This is a genomic window from Flavobacterium collinsii (assembly GCF_946903285.1).
GTDB lineage: Bacteria > Bacteroidota > Bacteroidia > Flavobacteriales > Flavobacteriaceae > Flavobacterium > Flavobacterium collinsii.
The window spans coordinates 1,478,237-1,500,249 of sequence record NZ_OX336425.1; the positions used below are offsets into that span (position 1 = coordinate 1,478,237).

At 35.7% G+C, this 22,013-nt stretch carries 15 protein-coding genes and 1 tRNA gene; 11 read left to right on the plus strand and 5 right to left on the minus strand.

Annotation, left to right across the window (positions count from 1 at the left end):
* The first annotated feature begins 143 nt into the window (after nucleotides 1-143).
* The 4 genes from OGZ34_RS06600 (at nucleotide 144) to OGZ34_RS06615 (ending at nucleotide 8,502) form a co-directional block, all read left to right on the plus strand.
* Nucleotides 144-3,107: a SusC/RagA family TonB-linked outer membrane protein gene (locus OGZ34_RS06600; protein ID WP_263362522.1), complete on the plus strand. Its 2,964-nt coding sequence runs from the start codon at nucleotides 144-146 to the stop codon at nucleotides 3,105-3,107.
* Nucleotides 3,108-3,144: 37 nt separating this feature from the next.
* Nucleotides 3,145-4,773 carry a RagB/SusD family nutrient uptake outer membrane protein gene (locus tag OGZ34_RS06605; RefSeq protein WP_263362523.1) on the plus strand — a complete coding sequence of 543 codons (1,629 nt, stop codon included), beginning with the start codon at nucleotides 3,145-3,147 and terminating at the stop codon, nucleotides 4,771-4,773.
* 23 nt (nucleotides 4,774-4,796) lie between these two features.
* A complete protein-coding gene (locus tag OGZ34_RS06610) occupies nucleotides 4,797-5,549 on the plus strand; it encodes a SusE domain-containing protein (RefSeq protein ID WP_263362524.1) in 753 nt (250 codons plus the stop codon).
* Between the two features lie 79 nt (nucleotides 5,550-5,628).
* Nucleotides 5,629-8,502 (plus strand): alpha-amylase family glycosyl hydrolase, encoded by a 2,874-nt coding sequence (locus OGZ34_RS06615; protein WP_263362525.1) that lies wholly within the window; start codon nucleotides 5,629-5,631, stop codon nucleotides 8,500-8,502.
* A 108-nt stretch (nucleotides 8,503-8,610) separates the two neighbouring features.
* Here OGZ34_RS06615 and OGZ34_RS06620 read toward each other — a convergent pair whose 3' ends face one another.
* The 3 genes from OGZ34_RS06620 to OGZ34_RS06630 form a co-directional block, all read right to left on the minus strand.
* A complete protein-coding gene (locus OGZ34_RS06620) occupies nucleotides 8,611-8,835 on the minus strand; it encodes a DUF6814 family protein (protein WP_263362526.1) in 225 nt (74 codons plus the stop codon).
* 10 nt (nucleotides 8,836-8,845) lie between these two features.
* Nucleotides 8,846-10,342, minus strand: coding sequence for an MFS transporter (locus OGZ34_RS06625; protein ID WP_263362527.1), 1,497 nt, complete (start codon nucleotides 10,340-10,342; stop codon nucleotides 8,846-8,848).
* Between the two features lie 398 nt (nucleotides 10,343-10,740).
* A tRNA-Phe gene (locus OGZ34_RS06630) sits at nucleotides 10,741-10,813 on the minus strand.
* A 104-nt stretch (nucleotides 10,814-10,917) separates the two neighbouring features.
* On the opposite strand from OGZ34_RS06630, the gene OGZ34_RS06635 reads away from it, so the two are divergent.
* The 6 genes from OGZ34_RS06635 to OGZ34_RS06660 all read left to right on the plus strand — a co-directional run bounded on the left by OGZ34_RS06635 (nucleotide 10,918) and on the right by OGZ34_RS06660 (nucleotide 17,158).
* Nucleotides 10,918-11,652 (plus strand): type III pantothenate kinase, encoded by a 735-nt coding sequence (locus tag OGZ34_RS06635; protein WP_263362528.1) that lies wholly within the window; start codon nucleotides 10,918-10,920, stop codon nucleotides 11,650-11,652.
* A complete protein-coding gene (locus tag OGZ34_RS06640) occupies nucleotides 11,645-12,877 on the plus strand; it encodes a hypothetical protein (RefSeq protein ID WP_173967118.1) in 1,233 nt (410 codons plus the stop codon). The genes OGZ34_RS06635 and OGZ34_RS06640 overlap by 8 nt, the downstream gene beginning before the upstream one ends.
* A gap of 52 nt (nucleotides 12,878-12,929) precedes the next feature.
* On the plus strand, nucleotides 12,930-13,481 hold the full coding sequence (gene lptC / locus OGZ34_RS06645) for an LPS export ABC transporter periplasmic protein LptC (RefSeq protein ID WP_173967117.1): 552 nt from the start codon (nucleotides 12,930-12,932) through the stop codon (nucleotides 13,479-13,481).
* 11 nt (nucleotides 13,482-13,492) lie between these two features.
* A complete protein-coding gene (locus OGZ34_RS06650; RefSeq protein ID WP_173967116.1) occupies nucleotides 13,493-13,687 on the plus strand; it encodes a hypothetical protein in 195 nt (64 codons plus the stop codon).
* Nucleotides 13,688-13,690: 3 nt separating this feature from the next.
* Nucleotides 13,691-14,950, plus strand: a complete 1,260-nt coding sequence (locus tag OGZ34_RS06655; protein ID WP_263362529.1) for a hemolysin family protein — start codon at nucleotides 13,691-13,693, stop codon at nucleotides 14,948-14,950.
* 108 nt (nucleotides 14,951-15,058) lie between these two features.
* On the plus strand, nucleotides 15,059-17,158 hold the full coding sequence (locus OGZ34_RS06660) for a peptidylprolyl isomerase (protein ID WP_173967114.1): 2,100 nt from the start codon (nucleotides 15,059-15,061) through the stop codon (nucleotides 17,156-17,158).
* A gap of 136 nt (nucleotides 17,159-17,294) precedes the next feature.
* Here OGZ34_RS06660 and OGZ34_RS06665 read toward each other — a convergent pair whose 3' ends face one another.
* Together OGZ34_RS06665 and OGZ34_RS06670 are read right to left on the minus strand one after the other, a co-directional pair.
* Entirely contained in the window at nucleotides 17,295-18,212 is a 918-nt protein-coding gene (locus tag OGZ34_RS06665) for a GYDIA family GHMP kinase (RefSeq protein ID WP_173967113.1), read from the minus strand.
* A 102-nt stretch (nucleotides 18,213-18,314) separates the two neighbouring features.
* Nucleotides 18,315-19,631 carry a hydroxymethylglutaryl-CoA reductase, degradative gene (locus OGZ34_RS06670; protein ID WP_173967112.1) on the minus strand — a complete coding sequence of 439 codons (1,317 nt, stop codon included), beginning with the start codon at nucleotides 19,629-19,631 and terminating at the stop codon, nucleotides 18,315-18,317.
* A gap of 182 nt (nucleotides 19,632-19,813) precedes the next feature.
* On the opposite strand from OGZ34_RS06670, the gene OGZ34_RS06675 reads away from it, so the two are divergent.
* The gene (locus OGZ34_RS06675; RefSeq protein ID WP_173967111.1) at nucleotides 19,814-21,985 is read left to right on the plus strand and encodes a S9 family peptidase; all 2,172 of its coding nucleotides are present in this window, start codon (nucleotides 19,814-19,816) and stop codon (nucleotides 21,983-21,985) included.
* Nucleotides 21,986-22,013 lie beyond the last annotated feature (28 nt).

Here is a 22,013-nt window from a genome sequence, read left to right on the forward strand (position 1 = left end):
AGTTTTCAACACTACCACGTTTTCGTAAACCAATAAAAAAGCCAACTGGTTGGTCATGTTAATTAATTCCTAATTTTGAAATTCGAAGTAAAATTAAAAACTTAACTAACAATCAAAAACTCAAACTAATTTAAACAAAAAGTATGAAAACAATTTACAAAAAGTTGTTATTTTTATTCCTCTTGTTGCCGTTTACTGTGTTAGCTCAAAGCACTTTAACCGGAACAGTTGCCGACCTGGCAACGGGACAACCAATCCCGGGAGTAAATGTAAATGTACAGGGTGCTCCGGGCGGAACATCAACAGATTTTGACGGTAAATTTCAGTTATCTAACGTAAAAAATGGGGACAAAATTTTGGTTTCATTTATTGGATATAAAACGTCAACTGTAACTTATAATGGTCAAAAAATACTAAACGTTTCTCTGGAAGAAGATACGAATCAGCTTAAAGAAGTTGTGGTACAAGTAGGTTATGGTACGGTTAAGAAGAAGGATGCTACAGGTTCTGTATCTCAAATTTCTGCCAAAGAATTTAATAAAGGAATTAACGTGACTCCCGAAAGTTTAATCGGTGGACGTATTGCTGGTGTGAATGTTGTTGGAGGTGGTGCTCCGGGAGCTAAAGCTGATATCAGAATTCGTGGAGGATCTTCTTTAAGTGCCTCTAATGATCCGTTAATTATCTTAGACGGACTTCCGTTAAGCAATGCAGTGCCAAGTGGTGCGACAAGTATATTGTCTACCATCGATCCTAATGATATTGAGTCTTTTACCGTGCTTAAAGACGCATCGGCAGCCGCTATCTATGGTTCACGTGCAGCAAATGGTGTAATTGTTATTACTACCAAAAAAGGAACAAAAGGTGGAGTGAAAGTTAATTTTAGCTCTCAGGTTGGGATTAATACAGTGGCTAATACAGTTGATGTTTTAAGTGCAGATCAATTCCGTGCTGTAGTAAATGCAAAGGGAACACCGCAACAAAAAGCGACATTAGGAAAAGCAAATACAAACTGGCAGGATGAAATTTTTCATACGGCTTTAACAACGAATAATAATATCTCGGTAAGCGGCGCTTTGTTCGATAAACTTCCGGTACGTTTATCTGTTGGAAATGTTGATAATCCTGGAATCCTAAGAAACACTTCTTTTGAAAGAACTACGACATCGATATCGTTAAATCCGGTATTGTTTGACAATCACTTAAAAATTGATATTAGCGGAAATATTGCATTTGCTAAAAATCATTTTCAGGATGAAGGTGGAGTAATTGGAAGTGCATTAGCTTTTGATCCTACACAATCTGTTTATCAGGAAGGTTCTCGTTATGGAGGTTATTTCGAATGGTTGGAGGCAAATGGTAACGTACCTTTATTGCCGGCCAGAAATCCTGTAGCCAGATTAAATCAGGAGGATAAAAGAGCTACTTCTACCAGAAAATGGGGAAATATTAGTGTAGATTATAAATTTCATTTCTTTGAAGACTTAAGAATTATTGCTGAAGCCGGTATTGATAAATTTGGCAGTAATGGGTATAATCAACAAAGTACACAAAGTATTCTGGGTTACCAGCCAAATGCTTTTAGCAGTGGGAACTGGATAAATTTAGGGAATTACAACTCCTATACAGATGATCTTCAAAACAAAAATTTAAACACGTATTTAAACTATACTAAAACTTTAGGGAAGTTTAAAATTGATGCTACTGCAGGATATAACTACCAGTTATTCCAAAAAGAAAAGTATGAGTCAGGCGAAGTTAGACAGCCAACACCAAGAGAGGATGTTGCTACAGATCCGGATGTTAATCTGCAATCCTATTTTGGACGTTTAACTTTAAACTATGACAGCCGTTATTTATTGACTTTAAATTATAGAAGAGACGGAACTTCTCGTTTCTCTAAAGAGAACAGATGGGGTAATTTTGGAGGAGCAGCTTTTGCATGGAATATTGCGGAAGAATCATTCTTAAAAGAAAATAGTACACTTTCAAGTCTAAAATTAAGAGTAGGATACGGTACTACCGGGCAGCAAGACATTACATCTGCTTACGACTTTTTACCAAGAGTAACTTTAGGAACTATTAATTCTCAATACATTTTCGGAAATACGGTTTATCCAACAGCAAGACCGGAAGGATATAATACAGGTATCAAATGGGAGGAATTGGCCGAAACAAACATTGGTGTTGATTTTGGATTTTTGAATGACAGAATTACAGGTTCGGTAAACTATTTTGATAAGAAATCAAGCGATTTGCTAGCTGATGTTTTAGTTCCTGACGGAGCAAATTTAAGAAATCAGGGATTTAATAATATTGGAAGTTTTGAAACAAAAGGGGTTGAGTTTAGTATTCAGTCGGATGTTGTGAAAAATGATAATTTAACCTGGAATGTTGCTTTTAATGCTACTTATCTTCGTCAGAAAATTACAGATTTAGGAAGTACAGTACCTGGTTTCACCGGATATATTGTAGGAGATAATATCGCAGGAGGTTCCGGAAATAAAATTTTGATAAATTCAGTAGGATATGCTCCAAATTCATTCTTTGTCTATGAGCAATTGTACGACGCTAACAAAAGACCAATTGAAGGAGCTTATGCGGATAGAAACGGAGACGGAAAAATTGATGACGGAGACCGTTACAAATACCATAAACCGTCAGCAGATTACACTTTCGGTCTTTTTTCAACTTTAAATTACAAAAAGTTTGATTTTGCAATGAACTGGAGAGCCAGTTTAGGAAATTATATTTATGATAACGTAAGTTCTGACAAAGGATATTTATTAGCAGGATTGAGAAGACAGTCTGATCTGGGGAATATTAGCTCTGATTATAATAAGACCGGATTCACAACAAATAATAATTATTTATCAAATTATTTTGTAAAAGATGCCTCTTTTATAAAATTAGACAATGTAACGTTAGGGTATACTTTGGATAAAGCCTTGTTGAAATCTGTTTCTATGAGGTTTTCAGCAGGAGTACAGAATGTTTTTGTACTTACGAAATACGATGGTTTAGATCCTGAGAAATTCAACGGAATTGATAACAATGTGTATCCAAGAGCCCGTACTTTTATATTTGGTGTAAATGCTAATTTTTAAAAGAAAACTGATAAGTAAAATTTAAAAAATAAACAAAATGAAAATATCATTTAAATATATATCTTATTTTTTCCTATTTATTTTAGGATTAAATATGACGCTTACTTCGTGTACGGACGATTTAAACGTGACACCTAAGGATGATGATGAATTTCTTTCTGAAGCTTTCTATAAGGATCCGGCTTCATACAAACAGGTTTTGGCGAAATTATATGCCGGACTGTATGTAGGAGGAAATGATGGTGACGGTGATGCAAATGTACCTGGAAGAAATCCTGATATAGCAGGACTTGGTGGTGATTTTAGTAGTTATTTGAGACTGCTTTTTGTAACACAGGAATTCCCTACTGATGAGGCAATTATCGCATGGGCTGATGGTAATTTGCCAAGCTTAAATGGACAGACCTGGTCGGCAGATAATGAGTTTTTGTACGGAACTTTCTCGAGAGCATTTTATCACATTAGTGTTGCCAATGAGTTTTTAAGACAAACTACAGATGATAAATTGACTGCCAGAGGAGTTGATGCTAATTTAAAAGCTCAAATAGCTGCATTTAGAGCAGAGGCTCGTTTCTTAAGAGCTTTTTCGTATTACAATCTAATGGACTTGTTTGGCAATGTGCCAATTACAACAGAAAATGACCCTGTAGGATTCTTTTATCCGGTACAAAAATCAAGAGCTGAAGTTTTTGCTTTTATCGAATCGGAGTTAAAAGATATCGATGCTAGTCTGGTAGCTTCTAAACAAAACGAATATGGAAGAGTAGATAAAACGGCGGCTAAGTTTTTATTAGCACAAATTTATCTGAATTCAAAAGTTTATACAGGAACAGATAGAAATAATGAAGCAGCAACTGTATGTAAAGATATTATTGATAACTCACAATATACTTTTGCTAACATACCGTACAAAAATTTATTTTCGGCAGATAATAATAGAAACGGAGCTCAAAACGAATTTATTTTCCCTGTTGTAAGTGATGGAAATGCGATTAGAGCTACTGGTGGTGGAATGAGTTTTATACTTCATGCTTCTATTGGTGGTAGTATGGATGCGGCTGCTCAGGGAATGAATGGTGGCTGGGCAGGAATTAGGACTCGTAGAGAATTTGTTGGTCTTTTTCCTGATGCAACTGCAACAGCTGATAAAAGAGGGACTTTTTATACTAAAGGACAAAATTTAGATATTGCCAGAGTGGATATTTTTACTGAAGGATATGCGGTTACTAAATATACAAACGTAAATTCTGATGGAACTGCAGCACAAAGAAATGATATTCCGGATACGGACTTTCCGATGTATAGACTTTCAGATGTCTATTTAATGTATGCTGAAGCTACGGTAAGAGGAGCAAGTGCAGGTAACATCGCTACGGCTGTAGGATATGTGAATAAAATTAGAACCAGAGCCGGTGCTGCGGCAATTGCGGCTTCTGATCTTACACTGGACTTTATTTTAAATGAAAGAGGAAGAGAGCTGTTTTGGGAATGTCACAGAAGAACCGATTTGATTCGTTTTGGAAAATTCACAGGAGGATCTAAAATTTGGCAGTGGAAAGGCGGAGTTATGAACGGTAGTGCTACAGATCCTTCCAGAGATTTAATGCCAATTCCTTTAAAAACGATTCAGGCAAACCCAACTTTAAAACAAAATCCAGGATACTAACTAACCTTATAAAAAATAATAAAATGAAAAATATATATAGAATTTTACTTGCATTCGTTGGTGTACTAACGGTATCATGTAATGCGGATGATGTACAAGACAGACCTGTAATTGAAGCGGCAACCGCACCGGTATTATTAACTCCAAAATCTGATTTTAGCATTGTGCTTCAGAATACAAATGCAGCAAATGCGGCAACAACATTTGTATGGGATGATGCTCAGTATAATGGAACTAAGACTGTTGTGACTTATAGTTTGGAAATGGCTGCTGCAGGAACTAATTTTAAAGCTCCTACGGTAGTGGCTACAACAACCGATAAATTTAAAAGTTTTACGGTTGCAGACCTTAATACAGCTTGTTTAAATGCTGGTTTTGCTCCATTTAAGGCAGCTCAGATTGATGTACGTGTTAAATCTTCCTTAGGAACAACAGGTTCAGTAAGTCAGGTTTCAAACTTTTATACAATTACAGCGACTCCTTATCCAGCTTGGCCAAATTGGGGTATTATTGGCTCTGCGACTCCTAACGGATGGAATGACCCTGATACAAATTTAGATTATGATTTAAGCACTAAAAAATATTCCTATGTTGGACCATTAACAGTAGGAGATGTCAAATTTAGACTAGATGATTCATGGGGTACTAATTTTGGAGATGATGGTAATGATTTGACTTTGGATGCTGGAGGAGCTAATATTCCTATTACAGTAGCAGGGAATTACACTATCGTTATAGATTTTACTGCTAAAACTTATACTATTAAAAAGAACTAGGATTTGATAATTTAAAAAAGGGCTATCTGTTAGAAGATAGCCCTTTTTTAGTCAGACTAACTAACCAATCAACCACATTATGAAAAGAACTTTACTATTGATCACATTTTTGTGGTCTGTGGCTACTTTTGCCCAAACGCAAACCATAAGTCACTCCGTAAGTCCGTCAACTTTTGAAGAGACTACACCAATTACCATAACCATTAACGGCACAAGTGTTGATGAAAGCAGCTGGGGAATTACTGACCATTCCTTGTATATGTGGGCCTGGGCTTTTGATACCAACGATACTTCTCAAAAAGGAACTCCGGATAATGGTTCCTGGGATGCCTCAAGCGAGGCGAGTAAGTTTACCTATAATTCGGGTACAGATACGTATACCAAAACAATTACACCAACTACCTATTACAGTACTACAGGGATTGGAAGAATTGGTTTTTTGGTAAAAGCCAAAAATGGAAATGGCGATAAAAAATCGCAGGACATTTTAGTAGAAGTGGGCAGTTTTCAGGTTTTGCTAACTTCGCCAACAGAAAACAGTGCATCAATTATAACATCGGGATCTAATTTTGATATTGCTGCTACAAATACAAACGGTGCAGCAAGTTATTCCTTAAAGGCAAACGGAACGGTTATCAATACAAATTCAAGCACCGCAAGTTATTCTTATTCTCATGTTGGAGTTGCTAACAATCAGAGTTACGAATTGAGTATCACTCAGGCAGGAATTACGATTGTAAAAAAGTTTTCGGTTGTAATAAATCCAAATACTGTTTCGCAGGCAATGCCGACAGGCTTGGTTGACGGAATTAACTACAATTCGACTGATGATACAAAAGCGACTTTGGTTTTGGATGCGCCTTTAAAAGACTTTGTATATGTTGCCGGAAGCTTCAATAACTGGCAGCCAATTTCGGCCTACACCATGAAAAAAGATCCTGCTTCGGGAAAATTTTGGATGGAATTAACCGGATTAGTTTCGGGAGTTACTTATACCTATCAATATTGGGTGGTAGATACTACGCCGCTGGCTAATTCCCCATCTTTAGTAAAAACGGCCGATCCGTATTCCACTTTAGTGTTATCGCCTTTTGATGATCCTTCCATTCCTACAACTTCTTATCCTAACATGCCTGTTTATCCGGCAGGACAGCAATTTGAAGTGACCGTTTTGAAAACCGGTCAAACTCCGTACAATTGGCAGATAAACAATTTTGTAAAACCTCAAAAAGAAAAACTAGTAGTCTATGAGGTTTTGGTTCGCGATTTTGATGCGGCCAGAAATTACCAAAGTTTAATAGATCGGATGGATTATTTTAAAAACCTTAAAATAAATGCAATCGAATTAATGCCGGTAATGGAGTTCGAAGGCAATGAAAGCTGGGGGTATAACACCTCGTTTCATATGGCTTTGGATAAATTTTACGGTACTTCAGACAAGTTAAAAGAATTCATAGACTTATGTCATCAAAATGGAATTGCAGTAATTCTGGACGTTGCTTTAAATCATGCTTTCGGAAGAAATCCTATGGTGAGAATGTGGATGAACGATCCTGACGGAGACGGTTTTGGTTCGCCAACCGCCGAAAATCCTTATTTTAATACAGTTGCCAAACATGCGTATAATGTTGGGGAAGATTTTAACCATCAGGCCTTAAAAACACAAAATTATGTCGAACGTGTGGTTAAACAATGGATCGAAGAATATAAAATTGACGGTTTCCGTTGGGACTTGACCAAAGGTTTTACCCAGAATTGTACCGCTTCTGATGGAGCATGTACTGATGCGTACCAACAGGACAGAGTAGATGTGTTAAAGAAATATGCTGATTATTCATGGAGTCTCGACCCTACACATTACACTATTTTTGAGCACCTGGGGTCTGATAACGAGGAGAAGGAATGGGCCAATTACAGAATTGCTGAAACACCGTCTAAAGGAGTAATGATGTGGGGAAAAATGACAGGACCGTACAATCAATTGTCAATGGGGTATGCGAGTGAGAGTAATATTTCAAGAATGGCCAGCAGCAGCCACGGTTTTACAGCCAACCGATTAATGGGATATGCCGAAAGCCATGATGAAGAACGTTTGATGTATAAAAACATACAATACGGAAATTCTGGCGGAGGATACAATGTAAAAACACTAGACACAGCATTGTCCAGAATGTCGGCAATTGGAGCAGTTTCACTATTGGTTCCGGGGCCAAAAATGATTTGGCATTTTGGAGAATTAGGATGGGAGAACTCTATTTTTACCTGTAACGATAATTCGGTCAACACCGATTTCGATGGTGTTGCGGGCGATTGTAAATTAGATACAAAACCGCAGCCTCAATGGGTAAATAACTGGTTGGGCAATTCAGTGCGAAATAAAATTTACAACGATTGGGCAAAGATGATTGCGCTAAAAACAAAAGAGCCTGTGTTTTTGGGAGATCCTGTAATTGCAAACGCAAATTTACTGTCTGTAAACATAAAAATTACTAATAGTACTTTATCATCAACCGAGTTAAAAGATGTTTTGATTGTCGCTAATTTTGATGTTACGGCCCAAAATGTTCCAACAGGTTTTCAATATGCCGGTGAATGGTACAATTTAATGGACAACTCTACTATTAATGTTACCGATGTCAATGCGCCCTTAAATCTTCCGGCGGGAGAATTCAGAATTTATGGTAACAAACAGGCCAGTTTAGCCATAGCCGATTTCGAAAAAGAAAATTCAGTACGATTGTATCCAAATCCGGTTTCGAATTATTTTACCTTAAATGTATCAATGTCAAAAGTTCAGATTTATGCGATCTCAGGGCAATTGGTGAAAAGTTTTACTACCAATGGAAATCCGGATTTTCAGTTTGGCGTAAGCGATCTGAAAACAGGTTTATACCTTGTAAAAGCGGTTGACCAGAAGGGGGTAACTCAGGTAATGAAGCTCATTAAGAAATAATTTTATCGATATAAACGAAGAACATACCTGACAAGTAAAAGATTTTTGGTTTTGTTAGTGGTGCGAAAGGGCTGTCTATTTTTAGGCAGCCCTTTCCTTTTTCACCCCTTATCTTTCTTTATTGTACTCTCCGATTACAGAGAAATAGCCAAAAGTTCCCAGTCCTAAAACAATTAACGGGGTGAGGATAAAAAGAATGATGGTCCCAAAGACCAAATCATCCTGTTTGTCCGAAAGCAGCTTGGGTAATCCAAATTCAAAAATGCAAAAATAGGCCGCTGCAATGGCAAGTATAATCCATAAAACACCTAAAATTTGTTTGATCGTATTCATAGTTATAATATTAAAGGTGATTCGTTTTGTTTTTATTATCGATGTAAATCATTCCAATGACAAAGCAGACAGAGGCAATGATAATAGGATACCAGAGTCCGTCAAGATAAAAATCCGGTTTGCCGGCCTCTTTAGCATGTGTGACAAAATAAGTTGAAATTGCAGGCAGTAAGCCTCCAAAAATTCCATTTCCTACGTGATAAGGTAGGGACATTGAAGTATATCTGATTTTAGTTGGAAACATTTCTACCAGGAAGGCCGCAATAGGACCATACACCATCGTAACAAATAAAACCTGGATGAAAACGAAAAAGATTAAAGTCCATTTGTTAGCGGAATTAATCGTAATAGTGGTGTTGATTTGAGTTTGATTCTTGTTTGTAAAATGTGTTTTCTTTTCCAGTAAAGCTGTGCCGTCGCTATATTCTTTATAAGTAGTGTAAATAGAGTCTTTACTTTTTGTTATTTCAATCGATTGCGTGGTTTTGGAAATAAGTTCGGTTTTGTGGCTCAGATCAGTAGTGTTGTACATCGTTTTATAGATAGGCCTGTAAAATAAAATGGCAAGCAGCATTCCGCCCATCATAATGTGTTTTCGTCCTATTTTATCGCTCAGCCATCCGAAAAATATAAAAAACGGAGTGCCAAGTAATAGGGCAATTCCCAATAATTCATCAACCTGAGAAGAGTCGACATTCATTACCGTTTTCATAAAACTCATCGCATAAAACTGCCCGGTATACCAAACTACGCCCTGTCCCATAGTAGCGCCAAACAAAGCAAGTAAAACAAACTTCAGGTTGTATCGGTTTCCAAAACTTTCTTTCAACGGATTGGTGCTTGTTGTTCCTTCTTTTTTGGCTTTAGCAAACACAGGAGATTCGTCCATGTTTTTACGAATCAAATACGAAATTCCTACCATTACAATAGAAACCCAAAACGGAACACGCCATCCCCAGGAGTCAAAATCCTCGGCCGAAAGAATGTTTTTCGTTGCTAATATTACCATTAAAGAAATAAACAAACCAACGGTCGCTGTAGTTTGAATCCAGGAAGTCCAATATCCTTTTTGATTAGCAGGAGCGTGTTCTGCGACATAAGTAGCTGCTCCGCCATATTCTCCTCCAAGGGCAAGGCCTTGCAGTAAGCGAAGAATTAAAACCAATAGAGGAGCAAGAAAGCCAATGGTGTTATAATCCGGAATACAGCCTATTAAAAAAGTAGAACCACCCATTAATAACAAAGTAGCCATAAAAGTATATTTACGCCCAATGATATCACCAAGTCTTCCAAAGAACAATGCTCCAAAAGGCCGTACAACAAATCCGGCAGCAAAAGTGGCTAAAGTCGACAGAAATGCAGCAGTAGGATTGTCACTGGGAAAGAATTTTGTTGAGATTACGACCGCTAAACTTCCAAAAATATAGAAATCATACCATTCGATCATGGTCCCCATTGATGACGCCGAAATCACTTTCCAGATACCCTTTGTTGAAGTGTTGCTCATAAACAGACTTTAATAGACTTTGTGTACTTGATAAAAAATAAAACTTTAAATTATGGTTTTGCGAATATAGAAGATATTTTTTTATTTATTTAATACTTTTTTAACGAAAAATAAGCATGAGGATAATTGTAGTTTTTTAATCCTACTAATTGCGTTAAAATTAAAAAAGAAAGAAGTGTAAAAGTCCTGAATCGGTTGTAAGAGTAGGAGGTTTAGCAAAAGATTGTGTAACCGGAAAGAAAATAGTAGCAACGATTGCAGCTGTTAAAAGCGGCAAATTGTTAAAACAGCTTATTCTTTGCGATAAGGTTCTGGAAAATTGGGGAGTTGGTGCCGATATAAATCAGGAAGAAAAGTATTAAAAACAGAAAACCCGAATATTGCTATTCGGGTTGTTGTGGTACCTCCAGGGATCGAACCAGGGACACATGGATTTTCAGTCCATTGCTCTACCATCTGAGCTAAGGTACCGTGCTGTGCACATTGCGGGTGCAAAGATAGAATCATTTTTCGTTTATCCAAAATATTTTTTTAAAAAAATCAATTCGTATCTTCGCAGGGCTAAAAAAACAAAAATGATTTTAACGGTTGATGTTGGGAATACCAGAATTAAAGCTGCTGTATTTGAAGGAGGTAGTGTTCTTGAAAATTTTGTTTTTGAGAAAAAGGAGCTCGAAAAAAAAATTAAAAAAATTTTAGAAAAATATCAAAATTGCTCTGATTTGGTCGTGGCATCGGTCGGAAATATCGAAAAACAATCTTTTTTGACTTTCGAAAAAGAGTTAAATGTCCATTTTTTAACTCATGAGGATGTTTTTCCGTTCACCAATAAATATGCGACTCCAAAAACATTAGGGATAGACCGAATGGTTTTGGCAGCTGGAGCTACTTTAAAATTTCCCAAACAAAACAGATTGGTAATTGACGCCGGAACCTGTATTACCTACGATTTTATCGACGAAAAGGACAATTATCTGGGGGGGGCTATTTCTCCGGGCCTGAGATTACGTTATGAATCTTTGCATAACTATACGGCCAGACTGCCTTTACTCGCTTTAGAGTCCCCGGATTCCTATATAGGAGATTCTACAAAACAAGCGATTCATTCCGGAGTAGTCAATGGCTTCGTCTATGAGATTGATGGTTTTATCGATGAATATCGCGCAAACTTTTCAAATTTTATAATAATTTTAACGGGAGGTGATGCAGATTTTTTGGCTAAACGATTAAAAAATACCATATTTGCCAATTCAAATTTCCTTTTAGAGAGTTTGAACCAAACATTTCAATATAAAATCGACAATGATTAAAAAAATTATAGTAAGCGCTTGTTTGCTTATCTCGTTCGTTTCATTCGCTCAACAAGGTACTGCGTCGCCTTATTCTTTTTTCGGAATTGGTGATGTAAGATTTAAAGGAACTCTTGAAAACAGATCTATGTCCGGAGTTGCAGTGGAACAGGATAGTATTCACCTGAATATTGAGAATCCTGCAAGTTACGCGAGTTTAAAGTTTACAACTTTTACAGTTGGGGGATCTTTTGGTACGTCTAATTTGAAAACCAGTGAGAAATCTGAAAAGGCACAAAGAGCCACTTTTGATTATCTGGCATTGGGAATTCCGATGGGAAAATTTGGTGCAGCGTTCGGTTTAGTTCCGGTAACTTCTGTTGGATATAAAATTCAAAATGACCTAACAGGTACAGAAGGAGCAACAAGTAACCAGCTTCAGGGAAAAGGTGGTGTTAATAAAGTATTTGTTGGTTTAGGATACAAAATTAAAAAGAACTGGAATATTGGAGCTGATGCACAATATAATTTTGGGAAAATCACGACCACAAGTTTAGAGCTGGTAACTGGCGTTCAAAATGCAACGAGAGAAACAAATGCTTCTGAACTGTCTGGTATTAGTTTTAATATTGGTACGATGTATCAAACAAAAATTGATAAAAAACTGAGTTTATTTACAAGCTTGAATTATACTTTTGCCAGTACTTTAAATTCAAACAGCACAAGAGTTATTCAGGTAGATGGTGATCCTGATCCGATTACGGCTCCTGATCATGAAGATAAATTAAAACTGCCGAACAAAATAACATTTGGTGCCGGTATCGGAGAAGCCAGAAAATGGTTGGTGGGTACTACAGTTTCTTTTCAAGGAAATGGACAGCTTGCAAACTATTACAACACAAGAGATAATGTTCGTTACGAAAAATATCAAAAATATGCTATCGGTGGGTATTACATTCCTAACTATGCATCATTTACAAGTTATTTAAGCAGAATGACTTATAGAGCTGGATTAAAATACGAGAAAATTGGTTTGGTGGTAAATAATCAGGAGATCAATGATCTGGGTATGACTTTAGGAGCTGGAATTCCACTTAATAACGGGTCTTTTTCGAATGTTAACATTGGTGTTGAGTTTGGAAAAAGAGGAACAGTGTCAGCTGGGTTGGTTCAGGAGAATTATTTCAACTTTAGTGTGAGCTTCTCTTTTAATGATAAATGGTTCGTGAAAAGTAAATTCAATTAAGCATAAGCTCTTATGTTTTTTTAAGCTCATTACAATTTACTACATTTGGCAAATGAATTTATCAAAGAGATATATAATAGCGGTTGTCACAGTTTTTACTGTGACACTGTTTTTTGGGTGCGAAAGTAATTTTAAAGAAGTTCAGAAAATTAACTTCTCAGAGTTCGTTCCTGGAAGTGATGCAGATACCGTTGATATAAAATATACAGATTCCGGACGTATAACAGGAGTTTTGAAAAGTCCTAAAATGTTGGACTATTCTAATCTTGACTTTCCTTTTACGGAATTCCCAAAAGGAATTGATGTTACTTTATATGATAAAAATCAAAAACGTACCTTTATAAGATCAAATTATGCTGTTTCGTACAAGCCAACCGGTATAATTGATTTGCAGGGAAAAGTAAGAATCACTTCAGAAGAAGGACAAATGCTGGAAACAGAACAGTTGTACTTCGATCAGAATAACGAGTGGTTTTATACCGAAAGAAAATTTAAGCTTACGGATGCAAAAGGAGCTTCAAACGGGCAAGGGATAGATTTTAGTAAGGATTTTAAAGTGATTAATTCTCAGCGTGTTAGCGGTGAAATAGAATCAAACGAATAAAAATACAGATTATGGGTTATTTAAAATATACACAATACGTTTACATCATATTTGCCATTTATTTTATTTATGATGGTTTTACAAAGATAAACGATGGAAATGATACCGCTGCTCTGAGTTTTATAATTGCGGGTATGGCAGTATTTATGTTTTTCTTCAGGAGGAAATTTGTCAAGAAATTTGACGATCGCAATAAAAAACAGTAAAAAATGGAAATTGGTATTATAATACTATGTTTAATACTGTCAGCCTTTTTTTCAGGAATGGAAATAGCTTTTATTTCCTCGAATAAGATTTATCTTGAAATCGAAAAGAAACAAGATAATTTTGCCTCACAAATTCTAACAAAACTTACCGGGAATCCTTCAAAGTTTATTGCCGCAATGCTTATTGGTAACAATGTGGCACTGGTTGTTTATGGGTTTTACATGGGAGATTTGATCCTGGAGTCTATCATCAATTTAGGATTTCATTTTTCAAATTTGGCAAGTCTGCTGGTTCAGACTGTTGTTTCGACTTTTATCGTTTTGATAACGGCAGAATTTTTTCCGAAAGTTTTTTTTCAGATTTATGCCAATACATTAATCAAATTTTTTGCCATTCCGGCCTATTTGTTTTACCGACTATTTTATTATTTTTCGACTTTTTTCATCTGGATTTCAGATTTTGTATTGCGAAAGTTTTTCAAAACAGAAGGAGATCAGATACAGTTGTATTTTAGTAAAATTGAACTTGGGAACTATATTGCAGAACAAATGAACGCTGTTGAAGATGATGCTGAAGTAGACTCTGAAATTCAGATTTTTCAAAATGCATTGGAGTTTTCAGGAGTAAAAGCTCGTGATATCATGACGCCGCGTACGGAAATTGTTGATATAGATTTATTTGACAGCGTCGCAGATCTTAAAGAATTATTTATAGAAACCGGGTATTCCAAAATTGTAGTGAGTCAAAATTCGCTTGATGATATTGTGGGTTACGTACACTCATTTGATTTGTTTAAAAAGCCGAAAACAATAAAATCGGTTTTAATGACAGTTGAATTTGTTCCTGAAACGATTTTGATAAAAGATGCGCTGAACTTATTGATTAAAAAGCGAAGAAATGTAGCTGTTGTTTTGGATGAATATGGAGGAACTTCGGGGATTATTACGATAGAGGATATTGTTGAAGAGCTTTTCGGTGAGATCGAAGATGAACACGATTTAGACGAGGAATTGATAGAACAGGAGCTGGGAGAAGGTAAGTATTTGTTTTCGACAAGATTAGATGTAGAGTATCTCAATGAGACCTATAAACTAACAATTCCTGAGGAGGATTCTTACGGGACTTTAGGTGGGTTTATCGTGAATTCGACCAAAGAAATTCCTCAAAAGGGAGAAGAAATAGTGATTGGGAACTATCATTTTGTGATCGAAGAAGCCACAAATAAGAAAATTGAATTGGTTAAATTGACGATAAAAGAGTGATTTTTTAAATTAATAAAAAAAATTGTGTAAAATAAAACGCTAGTTGTATTGTTATTAACTAGATAATTGTATTTTCGCAAACTGAATATAAAATTAACGATAATAAAAATGGCAGTTTTAGCAAAAATTAGACAGCGTTCCGCTTTATTGATAGGAGTTATTGCACTTGCATTATTTGCATTTATAATACAAGATCTATTCACAAGAGGAACATTTGGTCAAAGTTCAAAAGATGTGGGAAGCATCGATGGAAAAGATATTTCATTTGAAGACTTTAGAGTTAAAGTTAGTAATGTTGAAAAAAGTGGTCAAGGAATTACTTCCACTGAAGCTGCAAACAGAGTTTGGGACCAAGAGGTTTCAATCGCATTATTATCAGCACAGTTTGATAAATTAGGATTAAGAGTAGGTGAAAAACACTTACTTGAAGTTTTAAAAGCAGATCCGAATATTGGTAAAAACCCGATGTTTTTAAATGCAGCTGGTATTTTTGACGTAGCTAAATTTAAAGAATACTTTAAAACAAATCCTGAGGCAGCACAATTCATTTCTCAAAAAGAAAAAGATGCTGAGCTAAATGCTAAATTCCAGATCTATAACACATTAGTAAAAGCGGGACTTTACACGACTGTAAGTGAAGGAAAGCTGAAATATGAAATGGAAGCTAACAAAGTTAACTTTGCTTACGTTGCGGCTTTATATTCTTCAATTAAAGATAGTGAAGTAAAAATTTCTGATACAGAAATTGTAGATTATATGAAGAAAAACGAGAAGAAATTCAAAGCGGATGCTACTCGTGAAATTCAGTATGTTTTAGTGGAAGACAAAGCTTCGAAAGAGGACGAAGCTGAAATTAAAGCTAAAATCACTGCATTACTAAACGGAAGAGTAGAGTACAATGCAAAAACAGGTAAAAACGATACTTTGCCAGGTTTTAAAAGTGCTACTAACATCGCAGAATTTGTAAATTCAAATTCTGATGTTCCTTACGATTCAACTTATGTGCCTAAAAATGCTTTACCAGCAGTTGATGCTGATAAATTATTCAGCTTACCAGCTGGGGCAATTTACGGACCATATGTTTTCGGAAGATATTATGCAATCTCTAAATCTTTAGGATTTAAAGCTGGTGTTAATGCAAAAGCAAGTCATATCTTAATTGGATACGAAGGATCTCAAACTCCAAACGCAAAAGAAAAAAGAACAAAAGAAGAAGCTAAAGCTAAAGCAGAAGAAATTCTTGCTCAGGTTCAGGCAAACCCAGACAGTTTCATGATGTTGGCTTTCACAAGTTCAGATGATTCTTCTGCACAACAAGGTGGTGACTTAGGATATTTTGGTCCAAACCAAATGGTGAAACCATTCAATGATTTTGTATTCAGTAACGGAATTGGAAAAGTTGGTTTAGTGGAAACTCCTTTCGGATTTCACATTATCAAAATTACTGACAAACAAGACGGAATTCGTTTAGCTACTATCGCTCAAAAAATTGAGCCATCTGAAGCTACTTCTGATAAAGTATTCACATTGGCAACTAAATTTGAAATGGATGCTGCCGATAAAGATTTCAATGCTACAGCAAAGGAATTAGGATTAAAAGTTGCTGCTCCTGTAACAGCAAAAGCTATGGATGAAGCATTTGGTCCATTAGGAAACCAACGTAACATCATCAGATGGGCATTTGACAAAGAAACGAACACTGGAGATGTGAAGCGTTTTGAATTGGCTAATATCGGTCACGTAATTGCACAATACAAAAGCGAAAACAAATCTGGTTTAGTATCTGTAACATTGGCAAGGCCTTATGTAGAGTCAATTTTGAAAAACAAGAAAAAAGCAGAGCTTTTAAAAGCTAAAATGACAGGTTCATCACTAGAGGCTGTTGCTAAAAGTGCTGGTGTAGCTGTTCAGCAAGCTGCTAATGTTACTATGGACAATCCAGTATTACCTGGAGGAGTAGGACAAGAGCCAAAAGTAGTAGGTAATGCATTCGCATTAGCTGCAAATAAAATTTCAGCTCCAATTGAAGGTAACACAGGTGTATATGTAGTAAAAAACATCAGTACAGTTAAAGCTCCTGCAGCGGCTAACCATGCAGAGTATGTTGCTAAAGTAAAAGCGCAAAGTGCATCTGATGCAAGCAGAATTTTACCAGCATTGAAAGCTAATGCTAAAATTGAAGATAACAGATTACAGTTTAACTACTAGTCTTTAGTAATTAAATAAAAATATAAAACCCGAAACGTTCAATTTGAATGTTTCGGGTTTTTTTTATGGATTTAATTTTGAGAGAAATTCTTTTTGAAGTTTTTAAAACTTTGGTAAAGTAATGTTGTGAATAAATTTAAATCAAAATCATTTCGTGATAAGAAAGAACTGTTTCGTATCCTTTTGATGTAAAATAATCTTTTGGATCTTGTTTTGAAACCGCCATTACAAAATCTCCACCCCAAGCTCCTAGGCTTTTTATTACGCCATTAAAATCTGAAAAAGCAATTTCTTGTATGGTTTCTAATTCCAGGATATTACTTAAATGAATTTCGTGTTTCTCTAAAGCTATTGCAAATTCCTGTACTGTTTTTGCATTTAGGACAGCATTGGTGATTTTATTGTTGTCAGTAATATTCTGTGTTAGGTTTTGATTTTTGTTGTTGTAATAAGCTTTAATAGCAGTTTTGCTATTTTGTTTTTTATTAAGATAAATAAAATGAATGTTTTGTGCGAAATCTGGATTAAAGTCTACGGCTTCCACCAATGGTGAATTCTGCTCTAATTGATAAATAATAGGAGTGTTATTTTGTGCGCACGCAATATCGTAACCGCTTCCACCGAAACTGTTTTTAAGCAACGTAAAAGCATCAATTTTTGCCCATTGAGCAATATTGTTTAAAAGGGTAGAAGATGTTCCAAGTCCCCAATTTTTTGGAAACGTTAGTTGCGTACTAATCTTATATCCCTTAGAAGTATTTATAAAATCTGGATTTAACAAATAAGCTTCATGCAAAATTTCAATTAAAGTCGTTTTTACGGTTTCAATTTGAGTTTTTGGATTGTTTATAATATCAGAGAAAGTGATCGTATCGTCGAACCAAAGGTGTTCGTCAAAGTCATAGCTTTTCCATTGGATTTCTTGATTTGAACCATTCTCGACGATTAGATTTTGTCCAAATTTTGTTGGTAAAGCAAAAGCTTTGGCGCCATCCAGGACTAGATATTCGCCTGTAATTAAAAGTTTTCCGTTACTGTAAAAGGTTGTTTTCATTCTTCAATTTTAAAATGAATTCCAATCCCGAAACGTCGGGATAAAATTCCAATTAACGTTGGAATTTGGAATTTTATTCGGAAACTATATTATTTGGATTTTTTATTTTTTTCTTAGATTTTCAATAAACTCAACTACAGCACTGTGCGATACGGCATTTTTCTTAAAATGAGTTTTAATTAAATGACGTTCTTCCTCAGTCGCTTCAAATTGGTTGATAATATTGTTAAGGTGCATTTTCATATGTCCTTCCTGAATTCCGGTAGTGGTCAGGGAGCGTAAGGCGGCAAAGTTTTGCGCAAGACCAGCGACCGCTACAACTTCCATTAATTCTTTTGCTGAAGGTTTTTCAAGAATATCAAAACACAATTTTACCAATGGATGTAAAGAAGTTAATCCGCCTACAGTTCCCAGTGCTAATGGAATTTCAAGCCAGAAAGTAAAAATTCCGTCTTCGATTTTAGCGTGAGATAAACTTGAATATTGGCCGTTTTTGGAGGCATAAGCATGAACCCCTGCTTCAACTGCTCTGAAATCATTTCCGGTTGCAAGAATTACAGCGTCAATTCCGTTCATAATTCCTTTATTGTGTGTAACAGCCCTGAATGGTTCTACTTCCGCAATCTGAACAGCTTGTACAAAACGCTCGGCAAACTCTTGTGGATTTGAAATGTGTTTTTCTGTTAGATCTTCAATAGGGCAAGAAACTTCTGCTTTAACAATGCAATTTGGAACGTAATTAGACAAAATGCTCATAATTACTTTTAAAGTTTCATCTTCTGAAAATAAATCAGAATGGTGAAATTCGTCTTTTAAAGTAGTAGCAAATTGCTCCAGGCAGGAATTGATGAAATTTGCTCCCATGCTGTCTTTGGTTTCAAAAGTTGCATGAAGCTGAAAGTAATTTTCGAGAAGACTTCTTTTATCTTTTAGTTTTATATCTAGAATTCCGCCACCTCGTTGTTGCATATTTTTGGTAATGCTTTGGGTGTCAGATAAAATTTTAGGTTTAATCTGATTAAAAAAAGATTCTAGTTTTTGGGCATCTCCGTTGAAGGTAAAGTGAACCTGCCCGATTTTTTCTGTAGCGATTACAGTGGCTTTGAAACCGCCTCTCGTCGACCAGTATTTAGCTGCTTTTGATGCTGCGGCAACTACTGAACTTTCCTCAATTGCCATCGGAATTGTTTTGTGTTTTCCGTTGATCAGGAAGTTAGGCGCTACTCCAAGCGGGATGTAAAGATTGGTGATGGTATTTTCAATGAATTCATCGTGCAATTGTTGTAGCTTTTCGTCTGTATTCCAGTAATTTCTTATAATAGTCAGGGCCTCTTCAGGGCTTGAAAAATAGGTATTGGCAATCCAGTTTATTTTTTCTTTTTTGGATAATTTCGAAAATCCGGCAACAGCGTTGTTCATTCTCAGTATTTTAAATAATAAAGTTGCGGCAAAGATACTATTTTAAGACTTTTGTTTGCAATGTATTTGAAAATTGAAAAGTACGCAATCGTTATTTTTTTTAACATTTAACAATTATAATGGGTATTATGTTCATTTTTTTTACTAAAATTGGGCTCTTTTTTATATTTAAAATAATTCTAATGAATACAGGTAAAATTACTGTTATATTTTTGTTTTTAGTTGCGACTGTTTTCGGCCAGCAAAAAATTACGGTCGAGAATATTTATAGTGGAGCATTTCGGGCAAAAGGAATGGATGAACTGAAATCGTTAAAAAATACAGAGCAATATACAGTTCTAAATGTAGATCAGGCCAGCAGAAGCATGCAAATCGATTTATATGACTTTGCAACATTAAAAAAAGTAGCTAATTTAATTGATACCAAGAATCACACAGCGCTTTCTGAAGGGATTGACAGTTATACTTTTGATGCCTCAGAAAAAAAGATTTTAATTGCCTGCAATACCAAAAAAATCTTCCGTCATTCGTTTACAGCAGATTATTTTTTATATGATATTAATACAAAATCGTTAACTAAACTGTTTGATTTTCAGATTCAGGAACCGACTTTTTCTCCTGATGGGACTAAAATCGCATATGCAAAAGAAAATAACTTGTATGTATATGATCTGGCGTCAAAAAAATCAACAGCGGTTACAACCGATGGAAAGAAGAATGCCATTATCAACGGTATTACGGACTGGGTTTATGAAGAAGAGTTTGCGTTTGTACGTGCCTTCGACTGGAGTAAAGACAGTAAAAAAATAGCTTATATCCGTTTTGACGAAAGTGCCGTTCCGGAATTTTCGATGTCTATATTTCAAAAAGATTTGTACCCAACCATTGAAACGTTTAAATATCCTAAGGCAGGAGAAAAAAACTCAGTAGTATCTCTACATATATATGATGCGGTGGGTAATACGGGTAAAAAAGTAGATTTAGGAAACTACAATGACTTTTATATCGCAAGATTACAATGGACAAATGACAACAATGTATTGTCGGCTCAGGTTTTAAACCGTCACCAGAATAATTTGGATTTGTTGTTTGTAGATGGAACGACTGCAGCGGCAAAAGTGGTTCTAAATGAAAAAGACAAAGCTTATGTCGATGTTACCAGCGATTTAACCTTCTTAAAAGACAATAGCTTTATCTGGACAAGTGAAAAAGACGGGTTTAATCATATTTATGTGTATGATAAAAACGGAAAGCTTAAGAATCAGGTCACAAAAGGAAACTGGGAAGTAACTTCATACTACGGTTTCGACGAAAAAAACAAAACAGTTTTCTACCAATCTACAGAAAACGGTTCAATCAACAGAGATATTTATCGCATTGCTTTAGATGGAAAGAACAAAGTTCGTTTGTCTAAAATTACAGGAACGAGCTCGGCAACTTTCAGCCCTAACTTTCAGTTCTTTATTAATACTTTCTCAAGTAATCTACAGCCAACTACTTATACTTTGAACGAGGCTAAAACGGGAAAAGAAATTCAGGTTATCGAAAACAACAAAGATCTTTCTTCTAAATTAGTAGCTTACAACCTACCGGCAAAAGAATTTTTCGTTTTAAAAACAGCAAAAGGAAATGAGCTTAATGCATGGATTTTAAAACCGAAAGATTTTGATCCTTCAAAAAAATATCCTGTTTTCATGTACCAGTATTCTGGTCCGGGTTCTCAACAGGTAAATAACGACTGGAACAATCCAGATGATTATTGGTTTGTATCTCTTACACAGCAAGGTTATATCGTAGCTTGTGTTGATGGTAGAGGAACAGGTTATAAAGGTGCTGATTTCAAAAAAGTAACTCAAAAAGAATTAGGAAAATACGAAGTAGAAGATCAGATTGATGCTGCAAAAGTAATCGGCGCTTATCCGTATGTTGATCCTGCAAGAATTGGAATCTTCGGATGGAGTTTTGGTGGATTTATGGCTTCAAATTGTATTTTTCAGGGGAACGATGTTTTCAAAATGGCAATTGCAGTTGCTCCGGTAACAAACTGGCGTTTTTATGACAGTGTTTACACAGAAAGATACATGCAGACTCCTCAGGAAAACGCAAGCGGTTACGATCAGAACTCTCCGATAAATCACGTTGATAAATTAAAAGGGAAATTTTTATTGATTCACGGATCGGCTGATGATAACGTGCATGTGCAAAATTCAATGCAAATGATGGAAGCTTTAATTCAAGCGAATAAACAATTTGATTCTCAGATTTATCCGGATAAAAACCACGGGATTCATGGCGGAAAGACCAGAATTCAGCTTTATAACAAAATGACTAACTTTATCAAAGAAAATTTATAACATAAAACTAAAAACCTTAAATAAATAA

Coding starts and splice junctions, on each gene's coding strand:
- OGZ34_RS06600 (WP_263362522.1), top strand. CDS start 144: ATGAAAACAATTTACAAAAAGTTGTTATTTTTATTCCTCTTGTTGCCG.
- OGZ34_RS06605 (WP_263362523.1), top strand. CDS start 3,145: ATGAAAATATCATTTAAATATATATCTTATTTTTTCCTATTTATTTTA.
- OGZ34_RS06610 (WP_263362524.1), top strand. CDS start 4,797: ATGAAAAATATATATAGAATTTTACTTGCATTCGTTGGTGTACTAACG.
- OGZ34_RS06615 (WP_263362525.1), top strand. CDS start 5,629: ATGAAAAGAACTTTACTATTGATCACATTTTTGTGGTCTGTGGCTACT.
- OGZ34_RS06620 (WP_263362526.1), bottom strand. CDS start 8,835: ATGAATACGATCAAACAAATTTTAGGTGTTTTATGGATTATACTTGCC.
- OGZ34_RS06625 (WP_263362527.1), bottom strand. CDS start 10,342: ATGAGCAACACTTCAACAAAGGGTATCTGGAAAGTGATTTCGGCGTCA.
- OGZ34_RS06635 (WP_263362528.1), top strand. CDS start 10,918: ATGATTTTAACGGTTGATGTTGGGAATACCAGAATTAAAGCTGCTGTA.
- OGZ34_RS06640 (WP_173967118.1), top strand. CDS start 11,645: ATGATTAAAAAAATTATAGTAAGCGCTTGTTTGCTTATCTCGTTCGTT.
- lptC (WP_173967117.1), top strand. CDS start 12,930: ATGAATTTATCAAAGAGATATATAATAGCGGTTGTCACAGTTTTTACT.
- OGZ34_RS06650 (WP_173967116.1), top strand. CDS start 13,493: ATGGGTTATTTAAAATATACACAATACGTTTACATCATATTTGCCATT.
- OGZ34_RS06655 (WP_263362529.1), top strand. CDS start 13,691: ATGGAAATTGGTATTATAATACTATGTTTAATACTGTCAGCCTTTTTT.
- OGZ34_RS06660 (WP_173967114.1), top strand. CDS start 15,059: ATGGCAGTTTTAGCAAAAATTAGACAGCGTTCCGCTTTATTGATAGGA.
- OGZ34_RS06665 (WP_173967113.1), bottom strand. CDS start 18,212: ATGAAAACAACCTTTTACAGTAACGGAAAACTTTTAATTACAGGCGAA.
- OGZ34_RS06670 (WP_173967112.1), bottom strand. CDS start 19,631: ATGAACAACGCTGTTGCCGGATTTTCGAAATTATCCAAAAAAGAAAAA.
- OGZ34_RS06675 (WP_173967111.1), top strand. CDS start 19,814: ATGAATACAGGTAAAATTACTGTTATATTTTTGTTTTTAGTTGCGACT.